Genomic DNA, 23,167 nt, shown 5'->3' with positions numbered 1-23,167 from the left:
GCAGAGCGGCCACCCCATCGGCCCACTTCGGTACGGATCTCGGGCCGGACGATCCGGCCGCAGGCGAGGAGTGGCGGCAGGCGATTGTTGCCCGGCGTATCGGAAGTCGCCGGTGATCATTCTCGATCACACCGCGGTCGTGGCTCTGTGCCGAGGGCATCGGCTGCTGTCTGCCGGCTCGGCTGCTGCCAACGGTCCGTGTGGAGGGTCAAGTTCATCGTTGCGTGGAGTTGACGGGCTTCGGCTCCGGAGCGGCAGTGACGACCACCGCGCTCGTCACGTGACCGGTAGCCTGACCGCATGCCGATCCGAGCCGTGATTTGGGATATCGACGACACGATCTTCGACTACACGGGCGCCGACCGCGTCGGCATGAGCAAGCATCTCGAACAGGAGGGCCTGCCCGACGGATACGACTCCGTCGGGCAGGCCCTCACTGCTTGGCGGACGATCACCGATGCCCACTGGGCGCGGTTCGCCGCCGGGGAGACGGACTTCCAGGGGCAGCGCCGGGACCGGGTCCGGGAGTTCCTCTCGCGGGCCCTGGAGGACGTCGAGGCCGACCACTGGTTCGACCGCCACGTGGCCCATTACGAGGCCGCCTGGTCGCTCTTCCCCGATGTGCTGCCCGCTCTGGATGTATTGGCGGACGGGTTCCGGCATGGGGTGCTGTCGAACTCCAGCATCCACAACCAGGACCGGAAGCTGCGCAAACTCGGGGTGCGGGACCGGTTCGAGGCCGTGGTGTGCGCCGTGGAGCTGGGCGTCTCCAAGCCCGAGGCCGGCGCCTTCCACGCCGCCTGCGAGGCGCTGGCGCTGGAACCGCAGGAGGTGGCGTACGTGGGGAACGAGCCGGACATCGACGCGGGGGGCGCGGTCGCCGCGGGATTGACGGGGATCTGGCTGGACCGGGACGGACGTGGCGGGCGGCCCGAACTCGTCCGTATCAGCGGGCTCGATCAGCTGCCCGGCCTGCTGGCGGGCAATACCCGTTTTGGAGCGCCGGACACCTTCGGGTAATGTTCTTCCTGCGCCGCCCGAGCGGAACAAAAGATCCGAACGGGAAGCGCAAACCGAACAAAACCCCTCATGGGGGTTGAGTTTTGGTGGGCTATGGTGTAATTGGCAACACTACGGTTTCTGGTACCGTCATTCTAGGTTCGAGTCCTGGTAGCCCAGCGCAGAAATGCAACAGCAGTAACAAGCCCCCGTTGTGTAGCGGCCTAGCACGCTGCCCTCTCACGGCAGTAGCGCCGGTTCGAATCCGGTCGGGGGTACAGATCCTTCCCGCGAGATCATCTGGGTCGCACCCACGCTCTCGATGCAGGATCGCTAGGGCCCCCGTTGTGTAGCGGCCTAGCACGCTGCCCTCTCACGGCAGTAGCGCCGGTTCGAATCCGGTCGGGGGTACTTGTAACACCATGGGCTATGGTGTAATTGGCAACACTACGGTTTCTGGTACCGTCATTCTAGGTTCGAGTCCTGGTAGCCCAGCGCAGAAATGCAACAGCAGTAACAAGCCCCCGTTGTGTAGCGGCCTAGCACGCTGCCCTCTCACGGCAGTAGCGCCGGTTCGAATCCGGTCGGGGGTACAACAGAGCGAAAGAGAAAGGCCCCTCACCGAAGTGAGGGGCCTTTCTCTTTCGCTTGCCGGTGGGGGTATGTGTCTCCCCGTCATGTCCGTTTCCTGGACAACGACTTGATGGAGGCCGCCACGACGCCGGGGCGGCCGGGAGGTGTTTCGTATCACGTGCGTCAGCCGCTGCGGCGCAGGGCCTCGCTGAGCCGGGCCGCCGAGTCGATGACCGCCTGGGCGTGCATCCGGCCCGGGTGCCGGGTCAGCCGCTCGATCGGTCCGGAGACCGAGACGGCGGCGACCACCCGGTTCGAGGGGCCGCGCACCGGCGCCGAGACCGAGGCGACGCCCGGCTCGCGCTCGCCGATCGACTGGGCCCAGCCCCTGCGCCGTACGCCCGAGAGTGCCGTCGCCGTGAAACGGGCGCCCTGGAGGCCGCGGTGCAGGCGCTCCGGCTCCTCCCAGGCCATCAGGATCTGGGCCGACGAGCCGGCCTTCATGGTGAGCGTGGAGCCGACCGGCACGGTGTCCCGCAGGCCGGACAGCCGCTCCGCCGCCGCCACACAGATCCGCATGTCGCCCTGTCGCCGGTAGAGCTGCGCGCTCTCGCCTGTGATGTCGCGGAGGTGGGTGAGCACCGGACCCGCCGTGGCCAGCAGACGGTCCTCGCCCGCCGCCGCCGCGAGTTCCGCCATCCGCGGGCCGAGAATGAAACGGCCCTGCATGTCCCTCGCCACCATGCGGTGGTGTTCCAGTGCCACAGCCAGTCGATGAGCCGTGGGTCGTGCGAGCCCGGTCGCCGCGACCAGCCCGGCGAGGGTGGCCGGACCGGACTCCAGGGCGCTCAAAACCAGAGCCGCCTTGTCGAGAACGCCGACGCCGCTAGAGTTGTCCATACGACGATACTCCCGTCTCACTCTGTGAAACGCAAGTTCAATTTCCGGCGGAAGTTGCGAACCTGTACGGGCGGCCACACAACGGCCCGTAGCCACCGCCCCGCACGGGGGTCCGGACGGTGGTGCACCGAATCTCTAGTTGGGCCGGCGACGACGCCGGCCGGAGGGAAAGCGATGGGTAGGACACTCGCGGAGAAGGTCTGGGACGACCATGTCGTCCGGCACGCCGATGGCGAGCCCGACCTCCTCTTCATCGATCTGCACCTGCTGCACGAGGTGACCAGCCCCCAGGCCTTCGACGGCCTCCGTCAGGCCGGACGCCGGGTGCGGCGCCTCGACCTCACCATCGCCACCGAGGATCACAACACCCCGACCCTCGACATCGACAAGCCCATCGCCGACCCGGTCTCCCGTGCTCAGCTGGAGACGCTGCGCAAGAACTGCGCGGAGTTCGGCGTACGGCTGCACCCGCTGGGCGACGTCGAGCAGGGTGTTGTGCACGTGGTCGGCCCGCAGCTGGGTCTGACCCAGCCCGGCACCACGGTCGTCTGTGGTGACTCCCACACCTCCACGCACGGTGCTTTCGGCGCGCTGGCATTCGGCATCGGCACGAGCCAGGTCGAGCATGTGCTGGCCACCCAGACGCTGCCGCTGGCCCGTCCGAAGACGATGGCGATCACCATCGACGGCGAACTGCCCGACGGTGTGACGGCCAAGGACTTGATCCTCGCGATCATCGCCCGGATCGGCACCGGCGGCGGCCAGGGCTACATCCTCGAATACCGCGGCTCGGCCATCGAGAAGCTCTCGATGGAAGCCCGGATGACCATCTGCAACATGTCGATCGAGGCCGGCGCCCGGGCAGGCATGATCGCCCCGGACGAGACCACCTTCGACTACCTGAAGGGCCGCGACCACGCCCCGCAGGGCGAGGACTGGGACGCCGCCGTCGCGTACTGGAAGACACTGCGCACCGACGACGACGCGGTCTTCGACGCCGAGGTCGTCATCGACGCTGCCGAACTGGCGCCGTTCGTCACCTGGGGCACCAACCCCGGCCAGGGCGCGCCCCTGTCGGCCAACGTCCCCGACCCGGCTTCGTACGAGGACACCTCGGAGCGCAATGCCGCCGAAAAGGCCCTGGAATACATGGGGTTGAACGCCGGCCAGCCGCTGCGCGAGATCAACGTGGACACCGTCTTCGTAGGTTCCTGCACCAACGGCCGGATCGAGGACCTGCGTAACGCGGCCGCGATCCTGGACGGCCGCAAAGTCGCCGACGGCGTACGGATGCTGGTCGTCCCGGGCTCGGTCCGGGTCGCTCTGCAGGCCGTCGAGGAGGGCCTGGACAAGGTCTTCACCGCCGCAGGCGCAGAATGGCGGCACGCGGGCTGCTCGATGTGTCTCGGCATGAACCCCGACCAGTTGGCCCCCGGCGAGCGCTCCGCCTCCACCTCGAACCGCAACTTCGAGGGCCGGCAGGGCAAGGGCGGCCGTACGCACCTGGTCTCCCCGCAGGTCGCCGCCGCCACCGCCGTGCTGGGCCACCTGGCCTCGCCGGCCGACCTGTCCGACGCCCGTACGCCCGCCGGAGTCTGAGAATCATGGAAGCTTTCACCACACACACCGGCCGGGCCGTCCCGCTGCGTCGTAGCAACGTCGACACCGACCAGATCATCCCCGCCCACTGGTTGAAGAAGGTCACCCGCGACGGCTTCGAGGACGGACTCTTCGAGGCATGGCGCAAGGACGAGAACTTCGTCCTCAACCGCCCGGAGCGCAGCGGCGCCACGGTGCTGGTGGCCGGTCCCGACTTCGGCACCGGATCGTCCCGTGAACACGCCGTGTGGGCGCTGCAGAACTACGGTTTCAAGGCCGTCATCTCCTCCAGGTTCGCCGATATCTTCCGCGGCAACTCGCTGAAGAATGGGCTGTTGACGGTCGTACTCGACCAGAAGGTCGTCGACGCGCTCTGGGAGCTGACCGAGGCCGACCCGACGGCCGAGATCACCGTTGACCTGGAGGCGCGCCAGGTCCGCGCCGACGGCATCATGGCCGATTTCGATCTTGACGAGAACGCCCGCTGGCGACTGCTGAACGGGCTGGACGACATCAGCCTCACCCTTCAGAACGAAGCGGACATCGCGGCATATGAGGCGGTAAGGCCGACCTTCAAGCCGCGTACAATTAACGCCTGAGCAGCGCGTTTCCAGGACTGCGCCCCCTGCCATCTGGTAGGGGGCGCAGTCGCTTGTTGAGACCCCGTACGGCGACAACTCGCCTCAGATGGCACAATCGGTGCATGGAACGCGACAGCCAACTCAAGCTTTACGGCCAAGTCGCCGACCGATTGAAGGAAGCGCACGCAAGAGTGCGCGCACTGCAAGTCCCGGAGGGCGTAAGGATGGCGCTGTCCCGGAAGCTGTTGGTCATCACTGCCGCGGCTAAGCACGATCTCCCGGACGCGGCAAGGCGTCTGGACCGGTTGATGAAGGACCTCGATGAGGGTCGATTCCCCGAAGGTGGCTGACTCTGCGGAACTGCGCAGCGGTCGAGTTCGTTGCGGCACTAGGGTGATTAGCCCGTTTCGTGTTTGATTTGCGGTATATATCTGCCTAATGTGCGAAAACGCTTGAACACTTTCGTTCTGGCAATGTCTCCGAAGGGGAAGACGTGAACAAGGCGCAGCTCGTAGAAGCGATTGCCGACAAGGTCGGCGGCCGTCAGCAGGCCGCAGACGCCGTCGATGCGGTGCTCGACGCGATCGTCCGTGCGGTTGTCGCGGGGGACCGTGTTTCGGTCACCGGCTTCGGCTCGTTCGAGAAGGTCGACCGCCCCGCCCGGTACGCCCGCAACCCGCAGACGGGGGAGCGGGTGCGGGTCAAGAAGACCTCGGTGCCCCGCTTCCGTGCGGGACAGGGCTTCAAGGACCTGGTGAGCGGCTCGAAGAAGCTTCCCAAGCACGATGTGGCCGTGAAGAAGGCGCCCAAGGGCAGCCTCTCGGGCGGTGTTTCCGCCCGTGCGACGACCAAGGCCGCAGCCAAGAAGGCCGCAGCCAAGAAGGCTGTGAAGAAGGTCACCGCCAAGAAGGCCGTGACCGCGGCGAAGACTACCGCCGCCAAGAAGGCCACCGCGAAGAAGACCACCGCGGCGGCCAAGAAGACCGCGGCAGCGGCGAAGAAGACGACGGCCGCCAAGAAGGCCGTCGCCGCCAAGACCGCGCCCGCCAAGAAGGCCACGGCGAAGAAGGCGCCTGCGAAGAAGACCACGGCGCGCAAGACCACGGCGAAGAAGGCCACTGCGCGGAAGAAGTGAGGCCGAGCAGCGCAGGGCTACTCACGCGCCGGGCCGGGCTCCCCTTGGGGAGCCCGGCCCGCGGGCTGTTGTGGGCAGTGTGCGCGGAGCCCAGTGTGCGCGGAGCCGTTCAGAACGTCTGCAGCGTCACCAGCGTGATCTGCAGATCCGCGCCCTCGCCGGTGCCCTCGATCCGCACCCGCTGCCCGGGACGCAGCAGCCGCAGACCGCCGGCATCGAAGGCCCGGGCGTCGAATTCCACCGGGGTGCCGTCGTCCAGCAGCACACTGCCGGTGCGGGTCTCGGGGTCGTACGTGTAGGAGGTCGCCTGCATGAACGGCAGCCTATCGGTCCGCCGCGGGGGCTCCCGCGGCCCAGCGGCCCGCCGTGTGCGGGCCGACGCCCAGGGCCAGTGCCGCCCGCAGATCGTCGCCGGTGTCCACGTCCTGGCGGACCGAATCGATGCCGGTCAGGCTGATCTCCACCGCTCCGGATTCCAGATGCCGGGTCCGGGAAGAACCGCCGAAATCAGGTCGCAATTCCACTCCCGGTGCGGCCGACAGAAATGTTGTACCAATTCCTGCCATATCGGTGACAAATGCGCGGGAAAATGCGGCGGAAAAGTCGAGCACCCGGGCCAATTCTCCGGGACGCAGCGCGGGGAGATCCGCATTGAGAGCGGCGAGAGCCGCCCCGGGCCGTCGGGTCCGCACGGTCCGCTCACCGTGTGCCAGGGCGGCGTTGAGGCCGCGGTCCGGTTCGTCGGGAACGATGCGCGCCCCGAGGGCCGCGAGAGCCGCCCCGGCCTCCGTGTCGTCCGTGACGACCACCACATCCCTCACCGTCCGGCAGGACAGGGCGGCGGCCACGGTGTCCCGGGCGAAGGCCAGGGCGAGCCCCGGGCGCAGTGCGGCGCCCGTTGCGGGTGTGAGCCTGCTCTTGGCCCGTGCCAAGGGCTTCAACGGGACGACCAGGGTCCAAGGACCGGCCGGGTCGGTGTTCGTGGCGATCTCCCCTTCGATGCGCATCGCCGTTTATTCTCGCCTGCCGGTGCGAGAACCTGGAGGGTCGGCCCCGAAAGCGGGGCGTACGGTGTTCTCGACAGAGTAGGGGCCTGGGGCGAGACTTGACCGTCGGTAGCCAGGCAGTAGTCAGGTCCTTAGAGGAAGGTGTCCGAGTGTCCCGCCGCAGAATCGGCTTCTGGTACCGCCTGGCGGCGGTCATCGCAAAACCGCCGCTGGTGGCTCTGTTCAAGCGAGACTGGCGGGGAATGGAACACATTCCGGCCGACGGCGGATTCATTACTGCGGTCAACCACAACTCGTATCTGGACCCGCTTTCCTACGGTCACTTCCAGTACAACACCGGACGGGTGCCGCGGCTTCTCGCGAAGGCGGGCCTGTTCAAGACCCCCTTCATCGGAATGATGCTGCGCGGTACCGGGCAGATCCCCGTGTACCGCGAGACGACCAACGCGCTGGATGCCTTCAGGGCCGCGGTCAACGCCATCGAGCGCGGTGAATGCGTCGCCTTCTACCCGGAGGGCACCCTCACCCGCGACCCCGATATGTGGCCGATGGCCGGCAAGACCGGTGCGGCCCGCGTCGCGTTGATGACGAAGGCCCCCGTCATCCCGGTCGCCCAGTGGGGCGCCAACCTGGTCATGCCGCCGTACGCCAAGGAGAACAAGCTCCGGCTCTTCCCCCGTAAGACCCTTCAGGTGCAGGCCGGACCGCCCGTCGACCTCTCCCGGTTCTACGACAAGGAGCCGACGCCGGAGATCCTGCGCGAGGCGACCGAGACCATCATGGCCGCGGTGACCGCGCAGCTGGAGATCGTACGGGGCGAGAAGGCACCTATGGAGCCGTACGACCACCGCACGGCCCGTGCAGAACTGCGGCGCAAGGCCGAAGGAAAGGAACCCAAGTGACGCACCCCGCAAAGGCAGCCGTCTTTGGAACCGGCTCATGGGGTACGGCCTTCGGCATGGTTCTCGCCGACGCCGGCTGCGAGGTCACTCTCTGGGGCCGCCGGGCCGAAGTCGCCGAGGCCGTCAACACGACCCGTACCAACCCCGACTATCTGCCGGGAATTGAACTCCCCAAGTCGATCCGGGCCACCACCGACGCCGCCGAGGCGCTGCACGGCGCCGACTTCGCGGTGCTCGTGGTGCCCTCGCAGACACTGCGCGCCAATCTCGCCGCCTGGGCCCCGCACCTGGGCTCGGACACCGTCCTCGTCTCGCTGATGAAGGGGGTCGAACTCGGCACCGCGAAGCGGATGAGCGAGGTCATCGAGGACGTCACCAAGGTCTCCGCGGACCGCGTCGCCGTCATCACCGGCCCCAACCTGGCCAAGGAGATCGCCGAGCGCCGCCCCGCCGCGGCCGTTGTCGCCTGCCAGGACGAGTCCGTGGCCCAGCGCCTCCAGACCGCCTGCCACACCTCGTACTTCCGCCCGTACACCAACACCGATGTGGTCGGCTGCGAACTCGGCGGCGCGGTCAAGAACGTCATCGGCCTCGCCGTGGGCATCGCCGACGGCATGGGGCTCGGTGACAACGCCAAGGGCTCGCTCATCACCCGCGGTCTCGCCGAGACGACCCGCCTCGGCCTCGCCATGGGCGCCGACCCGCTGACCTTCTCCGGACTCGCGGGCCTCGGCGACCTGGTGGCGACCTGCTCCTCGCCGCTCTCGCGCAACCACACCTTCGGCACCAACCTCGGCCGCGGAATGACGCTCCAGGAAACGATCGCGGTCACCAAGCAGACCGCCGAGGGCGTCAAGTCCTGTGAATCGGTGCTCGATCTGGCGCGCAGGCACGGCGTCGACATGCCCATCACCGAGACGGTCGTCGGCATTGTCCACGAAGGCAAGCCGCCGATGGTCGCACTGGGCGAGCTGATGTCGCGCAGCGCGAAGCCGGAGCGACGCTGACGGGTCAGAGGCTGGCGGGTGGCCTCTTGGCCGGGGGAGGAGCGAGGGGTGCGCGGGGGCCGGTGAACGTTCGCCGTCACCGCTCCAGCGGCCCCGGCCACGCTGACGCGAGTGGTACCAGCAGGTACGCTCAACGCGATATGAGCAGCGAGAACCTCCCCCAGAGCCCGGAGCGGCAGCTCCGTAAGCCGCGCGTGGCCGTCGTGTTCGGCGGCCGCAGTTCCGAACACGGTATTTCGGTCGTCACGGCAGGTGCCGTCCTGAACGCCATCGACCGGACGAAGTACGACGTCCTGCCGATCGGCATCACGACGGACGGCCGTTGGGCGCTCACCGCCGACGAGCCCGAACGCATGGCCATCACGGACCGGAAGATGCCGGACGTGGCCGAGCTGGCCGAGTCCACCGAGGGCGGCGTGGTGCTCTCCGTCGACCCCGGCAGCCGTGAGGTGGTGTACAGCGAGCCCGGCTCGGTCCCCAAGGCACTGGGCGAGGTCGACGTCGTCTTCCCCGTGCTGCACGGCCCCTACGGCGAGGACGGCACCCTTCAGGGGCTCCTGGAGCTCTCCGGTGTGCCGTACGTCGGCGCCGGGGTGCTCGCCTCGGCGGTCGGCCAGGACAAGGAGTACATGAAGCGGGTCTTCACCTCGTTCGGGCTGCCGGTCGGCCCGTACATCGCGGTACGCCCCCGCGAATGGGACACGGACCCTTCCGCTGCCCGCAAGCGCATCGTGGACTTCGCCGGCGACCACGGCTGGCCGCTCTTCGTCAAGCCCGCCCGGGCCGGCTCGTCCATCGGCATCACCAAGGTCGACGATCTGTCCGGCCTCGACGAGGCGATCGAGGAAGCCCGCCGTCACGACCCCAAGTTCCTGGTCGAGTCGCTGTTGCGCGGCCGGGAGATCGAGTGCGGGGTGCTGGAGTTCGAGGACGGACCGCGCGCCAGCGTGCCCGCCGAGATTCCTCCTGTGACCTCGCACGACTTCTACGACTTCGAGGCCAAGTACATCGACTCGGCCTCCGGGATCGTGCCCGCGCCGCTCACCGAGGAGCAGACGGCCGAGGTCCAGCGCCTCGCCGTCGACGCCTTCGAGGCCGTGTCCTGCGAGGGCCTGGTACGCGCCGACTTCTTCCTCACCGAGGACGGCGGCTTCGTGATCAACGAGATCAATACACTGCCGGGCTTCACCCCGATCTCCATGTACCCGCGGATGTGGCAGGAGAGCGGCGTGAGCTATCAGGAGCTGGTGGACCGGCTGATCCAGGCCGCGTTGAACCGGCCGACCGGCCTGCGCTGAGAAGACGAGAACCCGCGCCGTAGGGCGTGCGCTCCGCAACGGGAGTGCACGCCCTACAGGCTGCTGGGAACCGTCTTCCGAATGGCCGGGGCGAACGCGGCCAACGGGCTCGCGTCATGCGCGTACGCCGTCGAGAGACTCACTTCGACATACGCCTTGCGGTAGGTCGTCGTAAAACGCGGACCGGCGCCTTCCGGCTGCTCCAGCAGCCAGTTGACGCCGTTCGCCTCGATCCCCTTCGCCGTCGGGTCGTCCATCTTCGCGGGCCGGGGGACACCGCAGCGCAGTACGATCGCTCCGTCCCCCCACATGGCGGTCAGCTCGGACTTCGTCCCGGTGTCACCGCGGTCGAGCCCGGCAACGGTCTTCGGCAGCTCCTTGTGCAGTGCACGGCAGTAGGCTGCGGCTTCCGGTGACGGTGTGGGGACCGTGATCGACGCCGCGGTATCCGTCGAGGAGCAGCCCGCCGTGGCCAGCAGGAGTGCGGCAACGGACGGACCGAGGAACACGGGGCGGCAAAACCGGCGCAATGATGTCACCGGCCCAGCGTAGACGGGGACTACAGATGAACGACCGGGCAGGTCAGGGTTCTGGTGATGCCTTCCACTTGCTGGACCTTGGCGACCACCATGCGGCCGAGTTCATCGACCGTGCCGGCCTGTGCGCGCACGATCACGTCATAGGGGCCGGTGACGTCCTCTGCCTGGATCACTCCCGGAACTTTGGAGATGGTCTCGGCGACGGTCGACGCCTTGCCCACCTCGGTCTGAATAAGGATGTACGCCTGTACCACGGAACCTCCAGGGCGGCCACGAGGATCATGTGGGGGAAAGGGACGCCACGGTATCGCGTCGCCGCGGGCCGAGGGGAGACCTACGGGGCGGTTGACGTCCACAGCGTGGCGCAGACAAGACACAAGTTGACGTATCCATTGACAGTACCGACAGCAGTGACGGCCCGCGACCGCAAGTGCAGCGGTGCGAAAGGGGGACAGGTACGCCGATGACAACGGGTGCAGACTGCTCCCTGCGGCGGCGGCCGGTCCACGGTCCGGACCCCCGGCCGCTGAAGCAGCCCGGACGATCGTCCGGGGCGATAGATGAGAGGTGAGACTCGGTGAAGGGAACCGTGGGCGAGTTGGGGGAGTTCGGGCTCATCAGGGAGCTGACCTCCCGGCTCACCACCACTCCGGCAGTACTGCTCGGCCCCGGCGACGACGCCGCTGTGGTGTCCGCTCCCGACCGCAGGGTCGTGGCCAGTACGGACGTCCTGTTGGAGGGACGGCACTTCCGTCGCGACTGGTCGACGGCGTACGACGTCGGCCGCAAGGCCGCCGCCCAGAACCTCGCCGACATCGCCGCCATGGGCGCCGTGCCCACCGCGCTGCTGCTCGGCCTGGTCGTCCCCGTCGAACTCCCGGTCACCTGGGCCGGTGAGCTGATGGATGGCCTTCGTGACGAATGCCAGGTCGCAGGCGCGGCCGTGGTGGGCGGCGATGTGGTGCGCGGCGAGACGATCACCGTGTCGATCACCGCACTCGGCGATCTGCGCAACCATGAACCGGTCACCCGGTCCGGTGCCCAGCCCGGCGACGTCGTCGCCGTCACCGGCTGGCTCGGCTGGTCCGCTGCCGGATACGCCGTGCTCTCCCGCGGCTTCCGCTCGCCCCGTGCCTTCGTCGAGGCCCACCGGCGCCCCGAACCGCCGTACCACGCGGGCCCCGCGGCCGCCGGGCTCGGCGCCACCGCGATGACGGACGTGAGCGACGGACTCGTCGCCGACCTCGGGCACATCGCCGAAGCCAGCAAGGTCCGGATCGATCTGCACTCCGGACTCATCGACATCCCCTCGCAGATGTCCGACATCGGGCAGGCCGTCGGCGTGGACCCGATGCAGTGGGTGCTGACCGGGGGAGAGGACCACGCGATCGTCGCCACCTTCCCGCCGGACGTGAAGCTGCCCGCCCGCTGGAAGGTGATCGGCGAAGTCCTCAACCCCTCGGCGCTGCCGCAGGTCACGGTCGACGGGGCGCCCTGGACCAGCAAGGGCGGCTGGGACCATTTCGGGGACATCGAGGACGCCCAATAGCTTTCGGCGTATGCCCCTGTCCGCTGCTGCTCCCGCCCGTGTGCTCACCGTCGCCGGATCCGATTCCGGCGGCGGTGCACGCTCGCCCCGGTGATCGCCCGAGTGCCCCCACAAGCACAGCAAAAAGCCGGTCCACCGAGGTGGACCGGCTTTTTGGGCAACCGGAAGGCTGCGCTACGACGGGAACGTCAGCGCGCGACCTTGCCGGCCTTGATGCACGAGGTGCAGACGTTGAGCCGCTTCGGCGTCCGACCGACCACGGCACGCACGCGCTGGATGTTGGGATTCCAGCGACGGGACGTACGGCGGTGCGAGTGCGAAATGTTGTTGCCGAAGCCCGGCCCCTTGCCGCAGACGTCGCAGTTGGCAGCCACGGGTCACTCCAAAGACTTCAGGTGCACTTACAGTGAATTCCGGCGCGCCGGATTCATTTGACTGAAGTGGCGGCACCAGAGGAATGGCCCGATTCTCATCGGGCAACCGAAGCAGCATACAACGGCTGCGTCGATGGAACGAAACTACCATGGGTTCAGCCGCCCCCCGTCCCGCCCCTGTCCCCGCCGGACCCGGCGCACGGGGCTACTCTGCGGTGCAGCCGGCCACCCACGGCCGATTTCGAGGAGGACCGACAGGTGCCGCAGACCGCCGACGACATGGGCGCCGTCGCGGTGCGTACCTGGTGCTCACTGGCCCTGGAGGCGCTGGGCCGGGAGCGCGAGGCGATCGACGCGATCAACGTGTACCCCATCGCCGACGGGGACACCGGCACGAACCTCTATCTGACCGTGGAGTCCGCGGCCCAGGCCGTCGAAGCGGTCTTCGCCGCCCACGAGACCGGTACGACCGTGCCCGTCGCCGCCGACGTGGTACGGGCCATGGCGCACGGAGCACTGATCGGTGCCCGCGGAAACTCCGGCACGATCCTGGCCCAGCTGCTGCGTGCCATGGCAGGAGTGCTGTCCGACGGGCACGATGCGGACCATCTGCGCCGGGCGCTCACCAAGGCGGCAGCGGCCGCACGGCAGGCCGTCGCCCACCCCGTCGAGGGCACCGTGCTGACCGTGGCCACCGCAGCCGCCGAGGCCGCCGGGCGCACAGCGGCCGACGGCGGAACCGCGGCGGTCGCGCGCGCGGCGTACGAAGGAGCGCGGACAGCCCTGGAAGCGACCCCCGGACAGCTCGCCGTCCTCGGACGGGCAGGCGTCGTGGACGCCGGCGGACAGGGCCTGGTGACAGTGCTCGGGGCGCTCGTCGAAGCGGTCTCCGGCCGGGCTCCCGAGCGCACTTACGTGGCGGTGCCCGCGACCGTGGTCTCCGCTGTCTCCGCGCCGGAGGACTGCGCGGAGGGCGGACCGGCCTTCGAGGTCATCTACCTGCTGGAGGCCGCGGACGACGCCGTGGACCGGCTGCGGACCCGGCTCGACGGGCTCGGCGACTCGCTCGTGGTGGTGGGCGGCGACGGGCTGTGGAACGTCCATGTGCATGTCGACGACGCGGGTGCGGCGGTGGAGGCCGGTGTCGAGGCAGGGCGGCCGTACCGCATCCGGATCACCCACTTCGGCGCGGACCGGGTGCACCCCCATACCGAACCCGTGCAGCGTGCGGTCGTCGTGGTGGTCCCCGGCGACGGGCTCCGCGGCCTGTGCAAGGAGGCCGGGGCGACGACGGTCCTGGCGCGTCCCGGGGAGCGGCCCGCCAGCGGCGAACTGGTCGACGCGATCCGCCGGGCGCACGCCCGCGAGGTGGTTCTGCTGCCCAACGACGCGGAACTGCGCCACACCGCCGCTGCCGCCGCCGAACAGGCCCGCGCGGAGGGCGTCCGGGTCGCCCTGATCCCGACCCGGGCCGCCGTCCAGGGCATCGCGGCCCTCGCCGTCCACGAACCCGGCCGCAGCTTCGACGAGGACGTGGTGGCGATGACCGCCGCGGCCGGCGCCACCCGCTACGCCGAACTCGCCGTCGCCGAACGGCAGTCCTGGACCATGGCGGGCATCTGCCAGGCCGGCGACATCCTGGGCCTGATCGACGGCGACGTCGCGGTCATCGGCGAGCACGTACCGGAAACGGCCCGGAACGTACTGGACCGCATGCTGGCGGCGGGCGGCGAGCTGGTCACCCTGGTCCTCGGTGAGGACGTTCCCGACAGCCTGGCCGACGCGTTGGAGGAGCACGTACGCGAGGGCTATCTGGCGGTCGACACCGTGGTGTACCGGGGCGGCCACCAGTGCGCTCCGCTGCTGATCGGGGTGGAGTAGGACGGCGCGCGGCCGACGCGGGTCTCCTCAAGCGCCGGACGGGCTTGAATTCCCGTCCCTTGAATTCCCGTCCACGTACTTCAGCAGCGCCTCCGCCTCCGCCCGGCGCGCCCATCCGGCGCATGCTCGGTCGCCTCGTCGAACTGACTGGTGCCACCGGGGACTTCGGCGAGCCGGAGACGCAACCGGGCCCGTCCGGGAGCCGTGACGAATGCCGCCCCGCGCTCCAGCGCCTCCGCGATCCGGTGGCCAACTCGCCCTCGGCGCGCAGGGGTTGACACAGCGCACGGAGCACGCCCGGTCGGGCAGCAGTTCGTCGGCCCGGCCGCCGGCAGCATTTCCTTCAGATGCACCCGGTGACCCGGTGAGAAACCGAACTGCTCGTGGCAGTGGCGTGCGAGCGCCTCGGGCGACGGCGCGGGTCGGGCGATCCCGTGAAAGGCGATCTCGAGCCGGAAGCGGGGGAGCGGGTCCAGGGGGTGCGGCGACAATTCCGACCAGAGGATTCCGGCGTTCCGCGTGGTGCCCGCCGGACATCTGTCAGTGGTGTGGTGTGCAATGGATCGCGTGTCTGCGTTCGACGAACCCCTCAAGAAGCTGCTCGGCGGAGCCACCGCGAAGGTGATGGCCGACCACCTCGACCTGCACACGGTCGGTGATCTGCTGCACCACTACCCGCGGCGGTACGAGGAGCGCGGCCGGCTCACTGCGCTGACCGACCTCCCGCTGGACGAGCATGTGACGGTGGTCGCCCAGGTCGCCGACGCCCGGATCATGATGTTCAACAACGGCCGCGGCAAGCGCCTCGAGGTGACCCTCACCGACGGCAACGGCCGTCTCCAGCTGGTCTTCTTCGGACATGGCGTCCACAAACCGCACAAGGAACTGCTGCCCGGCCGGCGGGCGATGTTCGCGGGCAAGGTCTCCGTCTTCAACCGGAAGATGCAGCTCGCCCACCCCACGTACCAGCTGCTGGACGCCGAGTCCATCGACGGGGCCGAGGCCACGGAAGCGGTGGACGCCTTCGCCGGACGGCTGCTGCCGATCTACCCGGCCTGCAAGCAGCTGGACTCGTGGCGGATCGCCAAGGCCGTCGACACCGTGCTCCCCAGCGCGCGGGAGGCCGTCGACCCGCTGCCGCCGAGTCTGCGCGAGGGCCGCGGGTTCACCCCGCTCCCGGAAGCGCTGCTGAAGATCCACCGCCCGCAGACCAAGGCGGACATCGCACAGGCCAGGGACCGGCTGAAGTGGGACGAGGCCTTCGTCCTCCAGGTCGCGCTGGCCCGCCGCAGGTACGCCGACACCCAGCTCCCGGCGGTGGCCCGCAGCCCCAGGCCCGGCGGACTGCTCGACGCCTTCGACGCCAAGCTGCCCTTCACCCTCACCGAAGGACAGCAGAAGGTCTCCAAGGAGATCTTCGACGACCTGGCGACCGAGCACCCGATGCACCGGCTCCTCCAGGGCGAGGTCGGCTCGGGGAAGACCTTGGTCGCGCTGCGCGCGATGCTCGGCGTCGTCGACGCGGGCGGACAGGCCGCCATGCTCGCACCCACCGAGGTGCTCGCCCAGCAGCACCACCGGTCCATCACGGAAATGATGGGCGAGCTGGCCGAGAATTGGGGACTGTGGCGCGAAGCGCCTCCCCAGAAGGGTGGCGGCGGGCGACAGGCGGGAATGCCGGACGGCTCCGAGCAGGGCACGAAGGTGGTGCTGCTCACCGGTTCGATGGGCGCCGCGGCCCGCCGCCAGGCGCTGCTCGACCTCGTCACGGGCGAGGCCGGGATCGTGATCGGCACACATGCGCTGATCGAGGACAAGGTGCAGTTCCACGACCTGGGCCTGGTCGTCGTCGACGAACAGCACCGCTTCGGGGTGGAACAGCGCGACGCTCTGCGTTCCAGGGGGAAGCAGCCGCCGCATCTGCTGGTCATGACCGCAACCCCCATTCCCCGTACGGTCGCCATGACCGTCTTCGGCGACCTGGAGACGTCCGTACTGGACCAGCTGCCGGCCGGCCGCTCACCGATCGCCAGCCATGTAGTACCCGCCAAGGACAAGCCGCACTTCCTCAGCCGCGCCTGGGAACGGATCCGGGAGGAAGTGGAGAACGGGCACCAGGCCTATGTGGTCTGCCCCCGCATCGGCGACGACGCCGAGGACGAGACGGCGGGCAAGAAAGGGAAGAAGAAGGCGGCCGAGGACGACGGCGAGAAGCGCCCGCCGCTCGCCGTCCTGGACATCGCCGAACAGCTCGCGAAGGGCCCGCTCGCCGGCCTGCGCATCGAAGTGCTGCACGGCAGGATGAACCCCGACGACAAGGACGACGTGATGCGCCGCTTCGCCGCGGGACAGGTCGACGTTCTCGTCGCCACCACCGTCATCGAGGTCGGGGTCAATGTCCCCAACGCCACCGCCATGGTGATCATGGACGCCGACCGGTTCGGGGTCTCCCAGCTCCACCAGCTGCGCGGCCGGGTCGGCCGCGGCTCCGCCGCCGGGCTCTGCCTGCTGGTCAGCGAGGCCCACGAGGCCGGCCCCGCCCGCGCCCGGCTCTCCGCCGTCGCCGCCACCCTCGACGGCTTCGAGCTGTCCCGGATCGACCTCGAACAGCGCCGCGAGGGCGATGTCCTCGGCCAGGCCCAGTCCGGGGTCCGCTCCTCGCTGCGGATGCTCACCGTCATCGACGACGAGGAGGTCATCGTCGCCGCCCGCGAGGAGGCCGTCGCGATCGTCGCCGCCGACCCGGAGCTGGAGCACCTGCCCGAGCTGCGGATCGCGCTGGACGCGCTGCTCGACAAGGAGCGCGAGCAGTACCTGGACAAGGGATGACAGGGGTGACAAGGGACGACGGGTGCACGGGCCCGATCCGCCACGACGCCATATCGTGGGTGACACGGCGCCGCAGCACCCTGTGGGCCACCCACGAACCGAGGACCAGACACCCATGACTCGCGTGATCGCCGGCTCGGCCGGCGGACGCCGCCTGGCCGTCCCGCCCGGCACCGGCACCCGCCCCACCTCCGACCGTGCACGCGAGGGCCTCTTCTCCACCTGGGAGGCCCTCCTGGGCAGCCTCCACGGCACCCGTATCGCGGATCTGTACGCGGGCTCCGGCGCCGTCGGCCTGGAGGCGCTCTCCCGCGGCGCGGTCCACGCCCTGCTCGTCGAGGCCGACCCCAAGGCCGTCCGCACCGTCCGGGACAACGTCCGCACACTCGGCCTGCCCGGCGCGGAAGTCCGTACCGGCAGAGCCGAACACATCGCGACGGGACCGGCGCCCGCGGAGCCGTACGACGTGGTGTTCCTGGACCCGCCGTACGCCGTGACCGACGACGATCTAGGCGAGATACTCCTCACACTCCGTGCCCAGGGGTGGCTCGCAGTCGATGCGCTCGTCACCGTGGAACGCAGCACCAGAGGCGGAGAATTCAACTGGCCCAAGGGATTCGAGCCACTGCGGGCCCGTCGCTACGGCGAGGGAACGCTTTGGTACGGTCGCGCCGCCTCTACGTGCGAAGACGCACGATGACCGGACCGGAGAGCGAGGGAATCAAGTTGCGCCGCGCCGTCTGTCCAGGGTCATTCGACCCCATCACCAATGGACACCTCGACATCATTGGCCGTGCCTCGAAGCTGTACGACGTCGTACATGTCGCGGTGATGATCAACCAGTCCAAGAAGGGCCTGTTCACGGTCGACGAGCGGATCGACCTGATCCGTCAGGTCACCGCGGACTTCGGCAACGTCCAGGTCGAGTCCTTCCATGGCCTCCTGGTCGACTTCTGCAAGCAGCGCGACATCCCGGCGATCGTGAAGGGCCTGCGGGCCGTCAGCGACTTCGACTACGAGCTGCAGATGGCCCAGATGAACAACGGCCTCTCCGGCGTCGAAACGCTCTTCGTGCCGACCAATCCCACCTACAGTTTCCTGTCGTCCTCCCTGGTCAAGGAGGTCGCAGCCTGGGGCGGCGACGTATCCCACCTGCTGCCCCCGGTGGTCCACGACGCCCTCATCGAGCGCCTCGCTCAGCGCTGAGCAGCTGACGGACCGCCACCCGGTGTCGGACGGGTGCCGACTGGCCGTACAGTCGTCCCGTCCGTCTCCAAATCGGCTGTAGAGAGTGGCGAGCACACGGTGGACGTGCAGAAGAAGCTCGACGAGATCGTCAAGGCGGTCGGGAGCGCCCGGTCCATGCCCATGTCGGCTTCGTGCGTGGTCAACCGCGCCGAGCTGCTCGCGATGCTCGAAGAGGTGCGCGAGGCCCTGCCCGGCTCGCTCGCCCATGCCCAGGAGCTCATCGGCGGCCGGGAGCAGATGGCCGAGCAGGCCCGTCAGGAGGCCGAGCGGATCATCGAGACCGCACGCGCCGAACGCACCGCGCTGATCTCCGAGACCGAGGTCGCCAGGCAGTCCCGCGGCGAGGCCGACCGCATCCTCGACGAGGCCCGCCGGGAGGCCGAGGAGGTCCGTGCCGAGGCCGACGAGTACGTCGACAGCAAGCTCGCCAACTTCGAGGTCGTTCTCACCAAGACCATCGGCTCCGTCGACCGGGGCCGCGAGAAGCTCCTCGGCCGTGGCCGGCCCTTCGACGAGCAGGGATACGAGGACCCGGACTTCGCCGAGGCCCCCGAGCGCAGCACCGACCCGGCCACGCTCCAGCGCCGTGCGGACGAGTACGTCGACACCAAGCTCGGCGCCTTCGAGGCCGTGCTCGCCAAGACCCTGGAGGCGGTCGGCCGCGGCCGGCAGAAGCTGCACGGCCGGGTCGCCACGGATGAACTCGGCGCGCACGTGGCCGCCCAGGACGCGGCGGGCGACCAGGGGCACATCAGCGACGAGGACCACTGGGCCGGCCTCGCCGGGCTCGCCACCCCGGAGCCGGAGCCGGTGCACCAGCAGGTTCAGCCGCACTTCCCCGCCCAGACCCAGCCGAGCTACGCGGAGACAGCGCAGACATACGCGTACCAGGAGCAGCCGCAGCAGGACGTCTACGGGTACCAGCAGCAGTCGGACCCGTACGCCGCCTATCAGCAGCAGGGCTACGACCAGAGCCAGGCCCAGGCCCCGGTCCAGGGGTACGACGGCTGGCAGCAGCAGCCCATGCAGCCCCAGCAGGCGCTCCAGCCGCAGGGCGAGAGCGCCCTCGAAGAGACCAGCCTGTTCGACACCAGCATGATCGACCTGGACCAGCTCCGCCGGTACGAACAGGGGCGCTGACCGGGCGGTACAGGGGCCCGGCGGACCGGATTGGGAGCTGGGCGGCGCGTCCAGTATCCTGGCTCCTCGGTCGCGCGTATGTCCGCGATTCCGGCTGCCCGTTTCGAATCCGAATCCGGTCGGCCCTCCCCACAATGCGTGATGCACATGATCTCGAAAGCAGGAAAAGCCCTGAACGGCCACCTCGATCACCGAAACCCCCTCGTGTTCGACACGCACGAGCTGGGTCGGCGTCCCGGTGCCCTCCAGCGGCTGACCCGCACGGTGGACGCACCCGGTTCGCCGGCCCTCGGTATCGACGGGGTCATCGGTGTGCCGGAAGGCGCACCCGTGGAGCTGGACCTCCGTCTCGAATCTGTCATGGAGGGGGTGCTTGTCACAGGCACCGCCCGTGCGTCGGCCGAGGGGGAGTGCGTAAGGTGTCTGGAGCCGCTGCACCAAGAGGTTGTGGCGGACTTCCAGGAGATGTTCTCGTACCCTGACGCCGACGACCGGGGCCGCAGCAGCAAGGCGGAACCGGCCGACGACGCAGAGGACGACGAGGACAGGCTCTTCATCGAGGACGGCCTGTTCGACCTCGAACCAGTGCTGCGCGATGCGGTGGTGCTCGCACTGCCGATGCAGCCGGTGTGCCGGGAGTCCTGTGCCGGTCTGTGTTCCGAATGCGGAATCAGGCTGGACGAGAACCCCGGTCACCACCACGATGCCGTCGACATCCGTTGGGCGGCACTGCAAGGACTCGCCGACACCGTTCAGGACGGCGAGAAGGACAACATGGGCGGCGCCGAAGCGGGCGTCGACGAGAAGCAGGAGAAGTAGCCGTGGCTGTTCCGAAGCGGAAGATGTCGCGCAGCAACACGCGCCACCGCCGGTCGCAGTGGAAGGCTGCGGTCCCCACCCTGGTTTCGTGTGAGCGTTGCCAGGAGCCGAAGCTGCAGCACATCGCGTGCCCCAGCTGTGGCACGTACAACAAGCGCCAGGTCCTCGAGGTCTGAGCGGCTGGTGAGAGGCCCGATGTCTGAGTTGTCCAACGCCAAGAAGCAGGCAGACAACGTCAACACAGCCTCGTCCCACACGCTTCTGGAAGGGCGGCTCGGGTATCACCTCGAGTCCGCCCTTCTGGTGCGTGCGCTGACCCATCGTTCGTACGCATACGAGAACGGCGGTCTGCCCACCAACGAGCGGCTCGAATTCCTCGGGGATTCGGTGCTCGGCCTGGTGGTCACGGACACGCTGTACCGTACCCACCCCGACCTGCCCGAAGGCCAGCTGGCCAAATTGCGGGCCGCGGTGGTCAACTCGCGTGCACTTGCGGAAGTGGGCCGCGGCCTCGAACTCGGTTCCTTCATCCGGCTCGGCCGCGGTGAAGAGGGCACGGGCGGCAGGGACAAGGCGTCCATCCTCGCCGACACCCTTGAAGCGGTGATCGGCGCGGTCTACCTCGACCAGGGGCTCAGCGCGGCCTCGGAGCTGGTCCACCGGCTCTTCGACCCGCTGATCGACAGGTCCTCGAACCTCGGCGCCGGCCTGGACTGGAAGACCAGCCTCCAGGAACTCACCGCGAGCGAGAGCCTCGGTGTCCCCGAGTACCTCGTCACGGAGACCGGCCCGGACCACGAGAAGACTTTTACTGCTGCTGCTCGCGTCGGTGGTGTCTCGTACGGCACCGGCACCGGCCGTAGCAAGAAGGAAGCGGAGCAGCAGGCGGCGGAGTCCGCCTGGCGCGAGATCAGCGCCGCCGCGGAAGCACGGGAGGCCGCGGCGAAGGCCGCTGCCGACGGAGGGGCCGCCGACACCCCTGCCGACCCGTCGCCGTCCACGGACGTCGCTCCGGCCTGACCCGAGAACCCCTCGGTGCCCTGCGCACCGAGGGGTTTTCCCTGCCCGGATATTCTTTTCATTTCTCCAGTTCACTTTCTTCAGGAGCGACACCGTGCCGGAGCTGCCCGAGGTCGAAGTCGTACGACGCGGTCTTGAGCGCTGGGTCACCGGCCGCACGGTCGGTGACGTCGAGGTGCTGCACCCGCGTGCGGTCCGCCGCCATCTCGCGGGCGGTCTGGACTTCGCGGCCCGCCTCGGCGGCGCCCGTCTCGGAACGGCCATGCGCCGCGGCAAGTACCTCTGGGTGCCGCTGGACGATGCGTCCAGCTCGCTGCTGGGCCACCTCGGCATGAGCGGCCAGCTGCTCGTGCAGCCGCAGGACACCCCCGACGAGAAGCATCTGCGCATCCGGATCCGCTTCGACGACTCGCTCGGCACCGAGCTGCGTTTCGTCGATCAGCGGACCTTCGGCGGGCTCTCGCTCCACGAATGCGCCGCCGACAGCACGGACGGGCTGCCCGACACCATCGCGCACATCGCGCGCGACCCCATGGACCCGGCCTTCGACGACGCTGCCTTCCATACGGCCCTGCGACTGCGCCGTACAACGGTCAAGCGCGCCCTGCTCGACCAGTCGCTGATCAGCGGAGTCGGCAACATCTACGCGGACGAGGCGCTCTGGCGCGCCAAGCTGCACTACGACCGGCCGACCGCGACCCTCACCCGACCCAAGTCGGCCGAGCTGCTGGGCCATGTCCGCGACGTGATGAACGCGGCGCTCCACCAGGGCGGCACCAGCTTCGACAGCCTCTACGTCAATGTGAACGGCGAGTCCGGCTACTTCGACCGTTCGCTCGACGCGTACGGGCGAGAGGACGAGCCCTGCCACCGCTGCGGTACGCCGATGCGCCGCCGCCCGTGGATGAACCGCTCCAGCTATTTCTGCCCGCGCTGTCAGCGACCGCCGCGCGCGGCTTCCCCGTCCCGGACCTTCGGGCTCGGGCGGACCTCGGCGTAATCCGGCCCTCGACGAGCTCGAACAGTCCGAGCAGCCGCTCGGCGACCTGCCGGCCCATCCCTGGTGGGGGGAAGTGCTCCGAGAGCAATCCGCCGGTTAGCGTTCGGGCATGAACGAAGATGTACGGCTCACCGCCTGGGTTCGCGGCCGAGTACAGCAAGTAGGGTTCCGCTGGTTCACCAGGGCAAACGCTCTGGAGATCGGTGGCCTCACCGGATTCGCCCTCAATCTCGACGACGGCAGGGTGCAGGTCGTCGCCGAGGGACGGCGTGAGGATTGCCACCGTCTGCTGGAATGGCTGCGCTCGGACGACACACCCGGGCGCGTTGACGGAGTCACTGAGATCTGGGACACCCCGCGCGGCGGATACGAGGGCTTCGCGATCCGCTGATCCGGGCTCGATCCGGCTGCGTCGCGGGAGGCTGTGTTCGGAATGTGTTCGATGGGCAGCGCGGGGTGACGGGGTGGGCGCTCATCTGCGCACACATGAAATGACCTGCGAAATGTCCGGGTGGTTGCCAAGATTCGCTTGGCATGCCAGGCTGCGGCAGTAAGGATGATCTCCACGCCCCCGAGGGCCCCGCAGGAGAGTCGCGCCGCATGATCGTCAAGCCGCGCGCCCCCGGGTCCCCGTCTCTACCGGGCGTGATCGTGTTGACCGTCAAACTTTTTGGTGAGACGCTGAAATCCCCGCGCACCTTAGCTGTTTGGCAGAGCTGTTTGGCAGCAGAACAGCAGTGAATACAGAGCACTGCCGAGCACCGCGG

The 23,167-nt window shown here is 68.8% G+C and carries 26 protein-coding genes and 5 tRNA genes; 25 read left to right on the top strand and 6 right to left on the bottom strand.

Annotation, left to right across the window (positions count from 1 at the left end; all coding sequences use genetic code 11):
• Positions 1 to 300: 300 nt before the first annotated feature.
• The 6 genes from ACH4EW_RS22545 (at position 301) to ACH4EW_RS22520 (ending at position 1,592) form a co-directional block, all read left to right on the top strand.
• A complete protein-coding gene (locus tag ACH4EW_RS22545; protein WP_398259521.1) occupies positions 301 to 1,020 on the top strand; it encodes an HAD family hydrolase in 720 nt (239 codons plus the stop codon).
• An 87-nt stretch (positions 1,021 to 1,107) separates the two neighbouring features.
• Positions 1,108 to 1,179 (top strand) — tRNA-Gln (locus ACH4EW_RS22540).
• A gap of 25 nt (positions 1,180 to 1,204) precedes the next feature.
• Positions 1,205 to 1,277: transfer RNA gene (locus ACH4EW_RS22535), tRNA-Glu, on the top strand.
• Between the two features lie 60 nt (positions 1,278 to 1,337).
• Positions 1,338 to 1,410: transfer RNA gene (locus ACH4EW_RS22530), tRNA-Glu, on the top strand.
• A gap of 12 nt (positions 1,411 to 1,422) precedes the next feature.
• Positions 1,423 to 1,494: transfer RNA gene (locus tag ACH4EW_RS22525), tRNA-Gln, on the top strand.
• Between the two features lie 25 nt (positions 1,495 to 1,519).
• Positions 1,520 to 1,592: transfer RNA gene (locus ACH4EW_RS22520), tRNA-Glu, on the top strand.
• Between the two features lie 163 nt (positions 1,593 to 1,755).
• On the opposite strand, the gene ndgR is transcribed toward ACH4EW_RS22520, so the two are convergent.
• On the bottom strand, positions 1,756 to 2,472 hold the full coding sequence (gene ndgR / locus ACH4EW_RS22515) for an IclR family transcriptional regulator NdgR (protein ID WP_398259519.1): 717 nt from the start codon (positions 2,470 to 2,472) through the stop codon (positions 1,756 to 1,758).
• 174 nt (positions 2,473 to 2,646) lie between these two features.
• Here ndgR and leuC point away from each other — a divergent pair, with 174 nt between their 5' ends.
• The 4 genes from leuC (at position 2,647) to ACH4EW_RS22495 (ending at position 5,787) form a co-directional block, all read left to right on the top strand.
• Positions 2,647 to 4,071 carry a 3-isopropylmalate dehydratase large subunit gene (gene leuC / locus ACH4EW_RS22510; protein WP_398259517.1) on the top strand — a complete coding sequence of 475 codons (1,425 nt, stop codon included), beginning with the start codon at positions 2,647 to 2,649 and terminating at the stop codon, positions 4,069 to 4,071.
• Positions 4,072 to 4,076: 5 nt separating this feature from the next.
• A complete protein-coding gene (leuD, locus tag ACH4EW_RS22505) occupies positions 4,077 to 4,670 on the top strand; it encodes a 3-isopropylmalate dehydratase small subunit (RefSeq protein ID WP_398259515.1) in 594 nt (197 codons plus the stop codon).
• Between the two features lie 104 nt (positions 4,671 to 4,774).
• Complete coding sequence (locus ACH4EW_RS22500) at positions 4,775 to 5,002, top strand: hypothetical protein (protein WP_398259513.1); 228 nt, start codon at positions 4,775 to 4,777, stop codon at positions 5,000 to 5,002.
• A 143-nt stretch (positions 5,003 to 5,145) separates the two neighbouring features.
• Complete coding sequence (locus ACH4EW_RS22495; RefSeq protein ID WP_398259511.1) at positions 5,146 to 5,787, top strand: HU family DNA-binding protein; 642 nt, start codon at positions 5,146 to 5,148, stop codon at positions 5,785 to 5,787.
• Between the two features lie 109 nt (positions 5,788 to 5,896).
• Here the strand turns inward: ACH4EW_RS22495 and ACH4EW_RS22490 are convergent, their stop codons facing one another.
• Both ACH4EW_RS22490 and cofC read right to left on the bottom strand, forming a co-directional pair.
• Positions 5,897 to 6,100 carry a hypothetical protein gene (locus ACH4EW_RS22490; protein WP_398259509.1) on the bottom strand — a complete coding sequence of 68 codons (204 nt, stop codon included), beginning with the start codon at positions 6,098 to 6,100 and terminating at the stop codon, positions 5,897 to 5,899.
• A gap of 10 nt (positions 6,101 to 6,110) precedes the next feature.
• Positions 6,111 to 6,794, bottom strand: coding sequence for a 2-phospho-L-lactate guanylyltransferase (gene cofC / locus ACH4EW_RS22485; RefSeq protein WP_398259507.1), 684 nt, complete (start codon positions 6,792 to 6,794; stop codon positions 6,111 to 6,113).
• Between the two features lie 149 nt (positions 6,795 to 6,943).
• On the opposite strand from cofC, the gene ACH4EW_RS22480 reads away from it, so the two are divergent.
• The 3 genes from ACH4EW_RS22480 (at position 6,944) to ACH4EW_RS22470 (ending at position 10,001) form a co-directional block, all read left to right on the top strand.
• Complete coding sequence (locus tag ACH4EW_RS22480) at positions 6,944 to 7,696, top strand: lysophospholipid acyltransferase family protein (RefSeq protein ID WP_398259505.1); 753 nt, start codon at positions 6,944 to 6,946, stop codon at positions 7,694 to 7,696.
• A complete protein-coding gene (locus ACH4EW_RS22475; protein ID WP_398259503.1) occupies positions 7,693 to 8,703 on the top strand; it encodes an NAD(P)H-dependent glycerol-3-phosphate dehydrogenase in 1,011 nt (336 codons plus the stop codon). The genes ACH4EW_RS22480 and ACH4EW_RS22475 overlap by 4 nt, the downstream gene beginning before the upstream one ends.
• A 140-nt stretch (positions 8,704 to 8,843) precedes the next feature.
• Complete coding sequence (locus ACH4EW_RS22470; protein WP_398259501.1) at positions 8,844 to 10,001, top strand: D-alanine--D-alanine ligase family protein; 1,158 nt, start codon at positions 8,844 to 8,846, stop codon at positions 9,999 to 10,001.
• A 53-nt stretch (positions 10,002 to 10,054) separates the two neighbouring features.
• Here ACH4EW_RS22470 and ACH4EW_RS22465 read toward each other — a convergent pair whose 3' ends face one another.
• Both ACH4EW_RS22465 and ACH4EW_RS22460 read right to left on the bottom strand, forming a co-directional pair.
• Positions 10,055 to 10,540: a DUF3515 domain-containing protein gene (locus tag ACH4EW_RS22465; protein WP_398259499.1), complete on the bottom strand. Its 486-nt coding sequence runs from the start codon at positions 10,538 to 10,540 to the stop codon at positions 10,055 to 10,057.
• A 20-nt stretch (positions 10,541 to 10,560) separates the two neighbouring features.
• The gene (locus ACH4EW_RS22460; protein ID WP_398259497.1) at positions 10,561 to 10,794 is read right to left on the bottom strand and encodes an Lrp/AsnC family transcriptional regulator; all 234 of its coding nucleotides are present in this window, start codon (positions 10,792 to 10,794) and stop codon (positions 10,561 to 10,563) included.
• A 323-nt stretch (positions 10,795 to 11,117) separates the two neighbouring features.
• Here ACH4EW_RS22460 and ACH4EW_RS22455 point away from each other — a divergent pair, with 323 nt between their 5' ends.
• Positions 11,118 to 12,089, top strand: coding sequence for a thiamine-phosphate kinase (locus ACH4EW_RS22455; RefSeq protein WP_398259495.1), 972 nt, complete (start codon positions 11,118 to 11,120; stop codon positions 12,087 to 12,089).
• 188 nt (positions 12,090 to 12,277) lie between these two features.
• On the opposite strand, the gene rpmB is transcribed toward ACH4EW_RS22455, so the two are convergent.
• Positions 12,278 to 12,463, bottom strand: a complete 186-nt coding sequence (gene rpmB, locus ACH4EW_RS22450; protein ID WP_030928661.1) for a 50S ribosomal protein L28 — start codon at positions 12,461 to 12,463, stop codon at positions 12,278 to 12,280.
• 258 nt (positions 12,464 to 12,721) lie between these two features.
• Here rpmB and ACH4EW_RS22445 point away from each other — a divergent pair, with 258 nt between their 5' ends.
• The 11 genes from ACH4EW_RS22445 to ACH4EW_RS22395 all read left to right on the top strand — a co-directional run bounded on the left by ACH4EW_RS22445 (position 12,722) and on the right by ACH4EW_RS22395 (position 23,141).
• Positions 12,722 to 14,344: a DAK2 domain-containing protein gene (locus ACH4EW_RS22445; protein WP_398259492.1), complete on the top strand. Its 1,623-nt coding sequence runs from the start codon at positions 12,722 to 12,724 to the stop codon at positions 14,342 to 14,344.
• Positions 14,345 to 14,902: 558 nt separating this feature from the next.
• Entirely contained in the window at positions 14,903 to 17,173 is a 2,271-nt protein-coding gene (gene recG / locus ACH4EW_RS22440; RefSeq protein WP_398259490.1) for an ATP-dependent DNA helicase RecG, read from the top strand.
• Positions 17,174 to 17,288: 115 nt separating this feature from the next.
• Positions 17,289 to 17,873 (top strand): 16S rRNA (guanine(966)-N(2))-methyltransferase RsmD, encoded by a 585-nt coding sequence (rsmD, locus tag ACH4EW_RS22435; protein ID WP_398259488.1) that lies wholly within the window; start codon positions 17,289 to 17,291, stop codon positions 17,871 to 17,873.
• A 26-nt stretch (positions 17,874 to 17,899) separates the two neighbouring features.
• Positions 17,900 to 18,379: a pantetheine-phosphate adenylyltransferase gene (gene coaD, locus ACH4EW_RS22430; protein ID WP_398259573.1), complete on the top strand. Its 480-nt coding sequence runs from the start codon at positions 17,900 to 17,902 to the stop codon at positions 18,377 to 18,379.
• A gap of 99 nt (positions 18,380 to 18,478) precedes the next feature.
• Complete coding sequence (locus ACH4EW_RS22425; protein ID WP_398259571.1) at positions 18,479 to 19,561, top strand: ATP synthase F0 subunit B; 1,083 nt, start codon at positions 18,479 to 18,481, stop codon at positions 19,559 to 19,561.
• A gap of 147 nt (positions 19,562 to 19,708) precedes the next feature.
• Positions 19,709 to 20,380 carry a YceD family protein gene (locus ACH4EW_RS22420; RefSeq protein ID WP_398259486.1) on the top strand — a complete coding sequence of 224 codons (672 nt, stop codon included), beginning with the start codon at positions 19,709 to 19,711 and terminating at the stop codon, positions 20,378 to 20,380.
• Between the two features lie 2 nt (positions 20,381 to 20,382).
• Positions 20,383 to 20,556, top strand: a complete 174-nt coding sequence (rpmF, locus tag ACH4EW_RS22415; RefSeq protein WP_003965982.1) for a 50S ribosomal protein L32 — start codon at positions 20,383 to 20,385, stop codon at positions 20,554 to 20,556.
• A gap of 19 nt (positions 20,557 to 20,575) precedes the next feature.
• Complete coding sequence (rnc, locus tag ACH4EW_RS22410) at positions 20,576 to 21,400, top strand: ribonuclease III (RefSeq protein ID WP_114246886.1); 825 nt, start codon at positions 20,576 to 20,578, stop codon at positions 21,398 to 21,400.
• 94 nt (positions 21,401 to 21,494) lie between these two features.
• The gene (mutM, locus tag ACH4EW_RS22405) at positions 21,495 to 22,400 is read left to right on the top strand and encodes a bifunctional DNA-formamidopyrimidine glycosylase/DNA-(apurinic or apyrimidinic site) lyase (protein ID WP_398259484.1); all 906 of its coding nucleotides are present in this window, start codon (positions 21,495 to 21,497) and stop codon (positions 22,398 to 22,400) included.
• 109 nt (positions 22,401 to 22,509) lie between these two features.
• A complete protein-coding gene (locus ACH4EW_RS22400; protein WP_398259482.1) occupies positions 22,510 to 22,791 on the top strand; it encodes an acylphosphatase in 282 nt (93 codons plus the stop codon).
• 209 nt (positions 22,792 to 23,000) lie between these two features.
• Complete coding sequence (locus ACH4EW_RS22395) at positions 23,001 to 23,141, top strand: hypothetical protein (protein WP_398259480.1); 141 nt, start codon at positions 23,001 to 23,003, stop codon at positions 23,139 to 23,141.
• The last annotated feature ends 26 nt before the right edge of the window (positions 23,142 to 23,167 follow it).

Source organism: Streptomyces sp. NPDC018000, assembly GCF_044328025.1.
Taxonomy (GTDB): Bacteria; Actinomycetota; Actinomycetes; order Streptomycetales; family Streptomycetaceae; genus Streptomyces.
The sequence above is the reverse complement of the archived record's forward strand: the minus strand, read 5'-3'. Positions and strand labels throughout refer to the sequence as shown.

What these genes read in the sequence shown, in the direction of transcription:
- ACH4EW_RS22545 (WP_398259521.1), top strand. Translation starts at nt 301, where the DNA reads ATGCCGATCCGAGCCGTGATTTGGGATATCGACGACACGATCTTCGAC.
- ndgR (WP_398259519.1), bottom strand. Translation starts at nt 2,472, where the DNA reads ATGGACAACTCTAGCGGCGTCGGCGTTCTCGACAAGGCGGCTCTGGTT.
- leuC (WP_398259517.1), top strand. Translation starts at nt 2,647, where the DNA reads ATGGGTAGGACACTCGCGGAGAAGGTCTGGGACGACCATGTCGTCCGG.
- leuD (WP_398259515.1), top strand. Translation starts at nt 4,077, where the DNA reads ATGGAAGCTTTCACCACACACACCGGCCGGGCCGTCCCGCTGCGTCGT.
- ACH4EW_RS22500 (WP_398259513.1), top strand. Translation starts at nt 4,775, where the DNA reads ATGGAACGCGACAGCCAACTCAAGCTTTACGGCCAAGTCGCCGACCGA.
- ACH4EW_RS22490 (WP_398259509.1), bottom strand. Translation starts at nt 6,100, where the DNA reads ATGCAGGCGACCTCCTACACGTACGACCCCGAGACCCGCACCGGCAGT.
- cofC (WP_398259507.1), bottom strand. Translation starts at nt 6,794, where the DNA reads ATGCGCATCGAAGGGGAGATCGCCACGAACACCGACCCGGCCGGTCCT.
- ACH4EW_RS22470 (WP_398259501.1), top strand. Translation starts at nt 8,844, where the DNA reads ATGAGCAGCGAGAACCTCCCCCAGAGCCCGGAGCGGCAGCTCCGTAAG.
- recG (WP_398259490.1), top strand. Translation starts at nt 14,903, where the DNA reads ATGGATCGCGTGTCTGCGTTCGACGAACCCCTCAAGAAGCTGCTCGGC.
- rsmD (WP_398259488.1), top strand. Translation starts at nt 17,289, where the DNA reads ATGACTCGCGTGATCGCCGGCTCGGCCGGCGGACGCCGCCTGGCCGTC.
- ACH4EW_RS22420 (WP_398259486.1), top strand. Translation starts at nt 19,709, where the DNA reads ATGATCTCGAAAGCAGGAAAAGCCCTGAACGGCCACCTCGATCACCGA.
- rnc (WP_114246886.1), top strand. Translation starts at nt 20,576, where the DNA reads ATGTCTGAGTTGTCCAACGCCAAGAAGCAGGCAGACAACGTCAACACA.
- ACH4EW_RS22400 (WP_398259482.1), top strand. Translation starts at nt 22,510, where the DNA reads ATGAACGAAGATGTACGGCTCACCGCCTGGGTTCGCGGCCGAGTACAG.
- ACH4EW_RS22395 (WP_398259480.1), top strand. Translation starts at nt 23,001, where the DNA reads ATGATCGTCAAGCCGCGCGCCCCCGGGTCCCCGTCTCTACCGGGCGTG.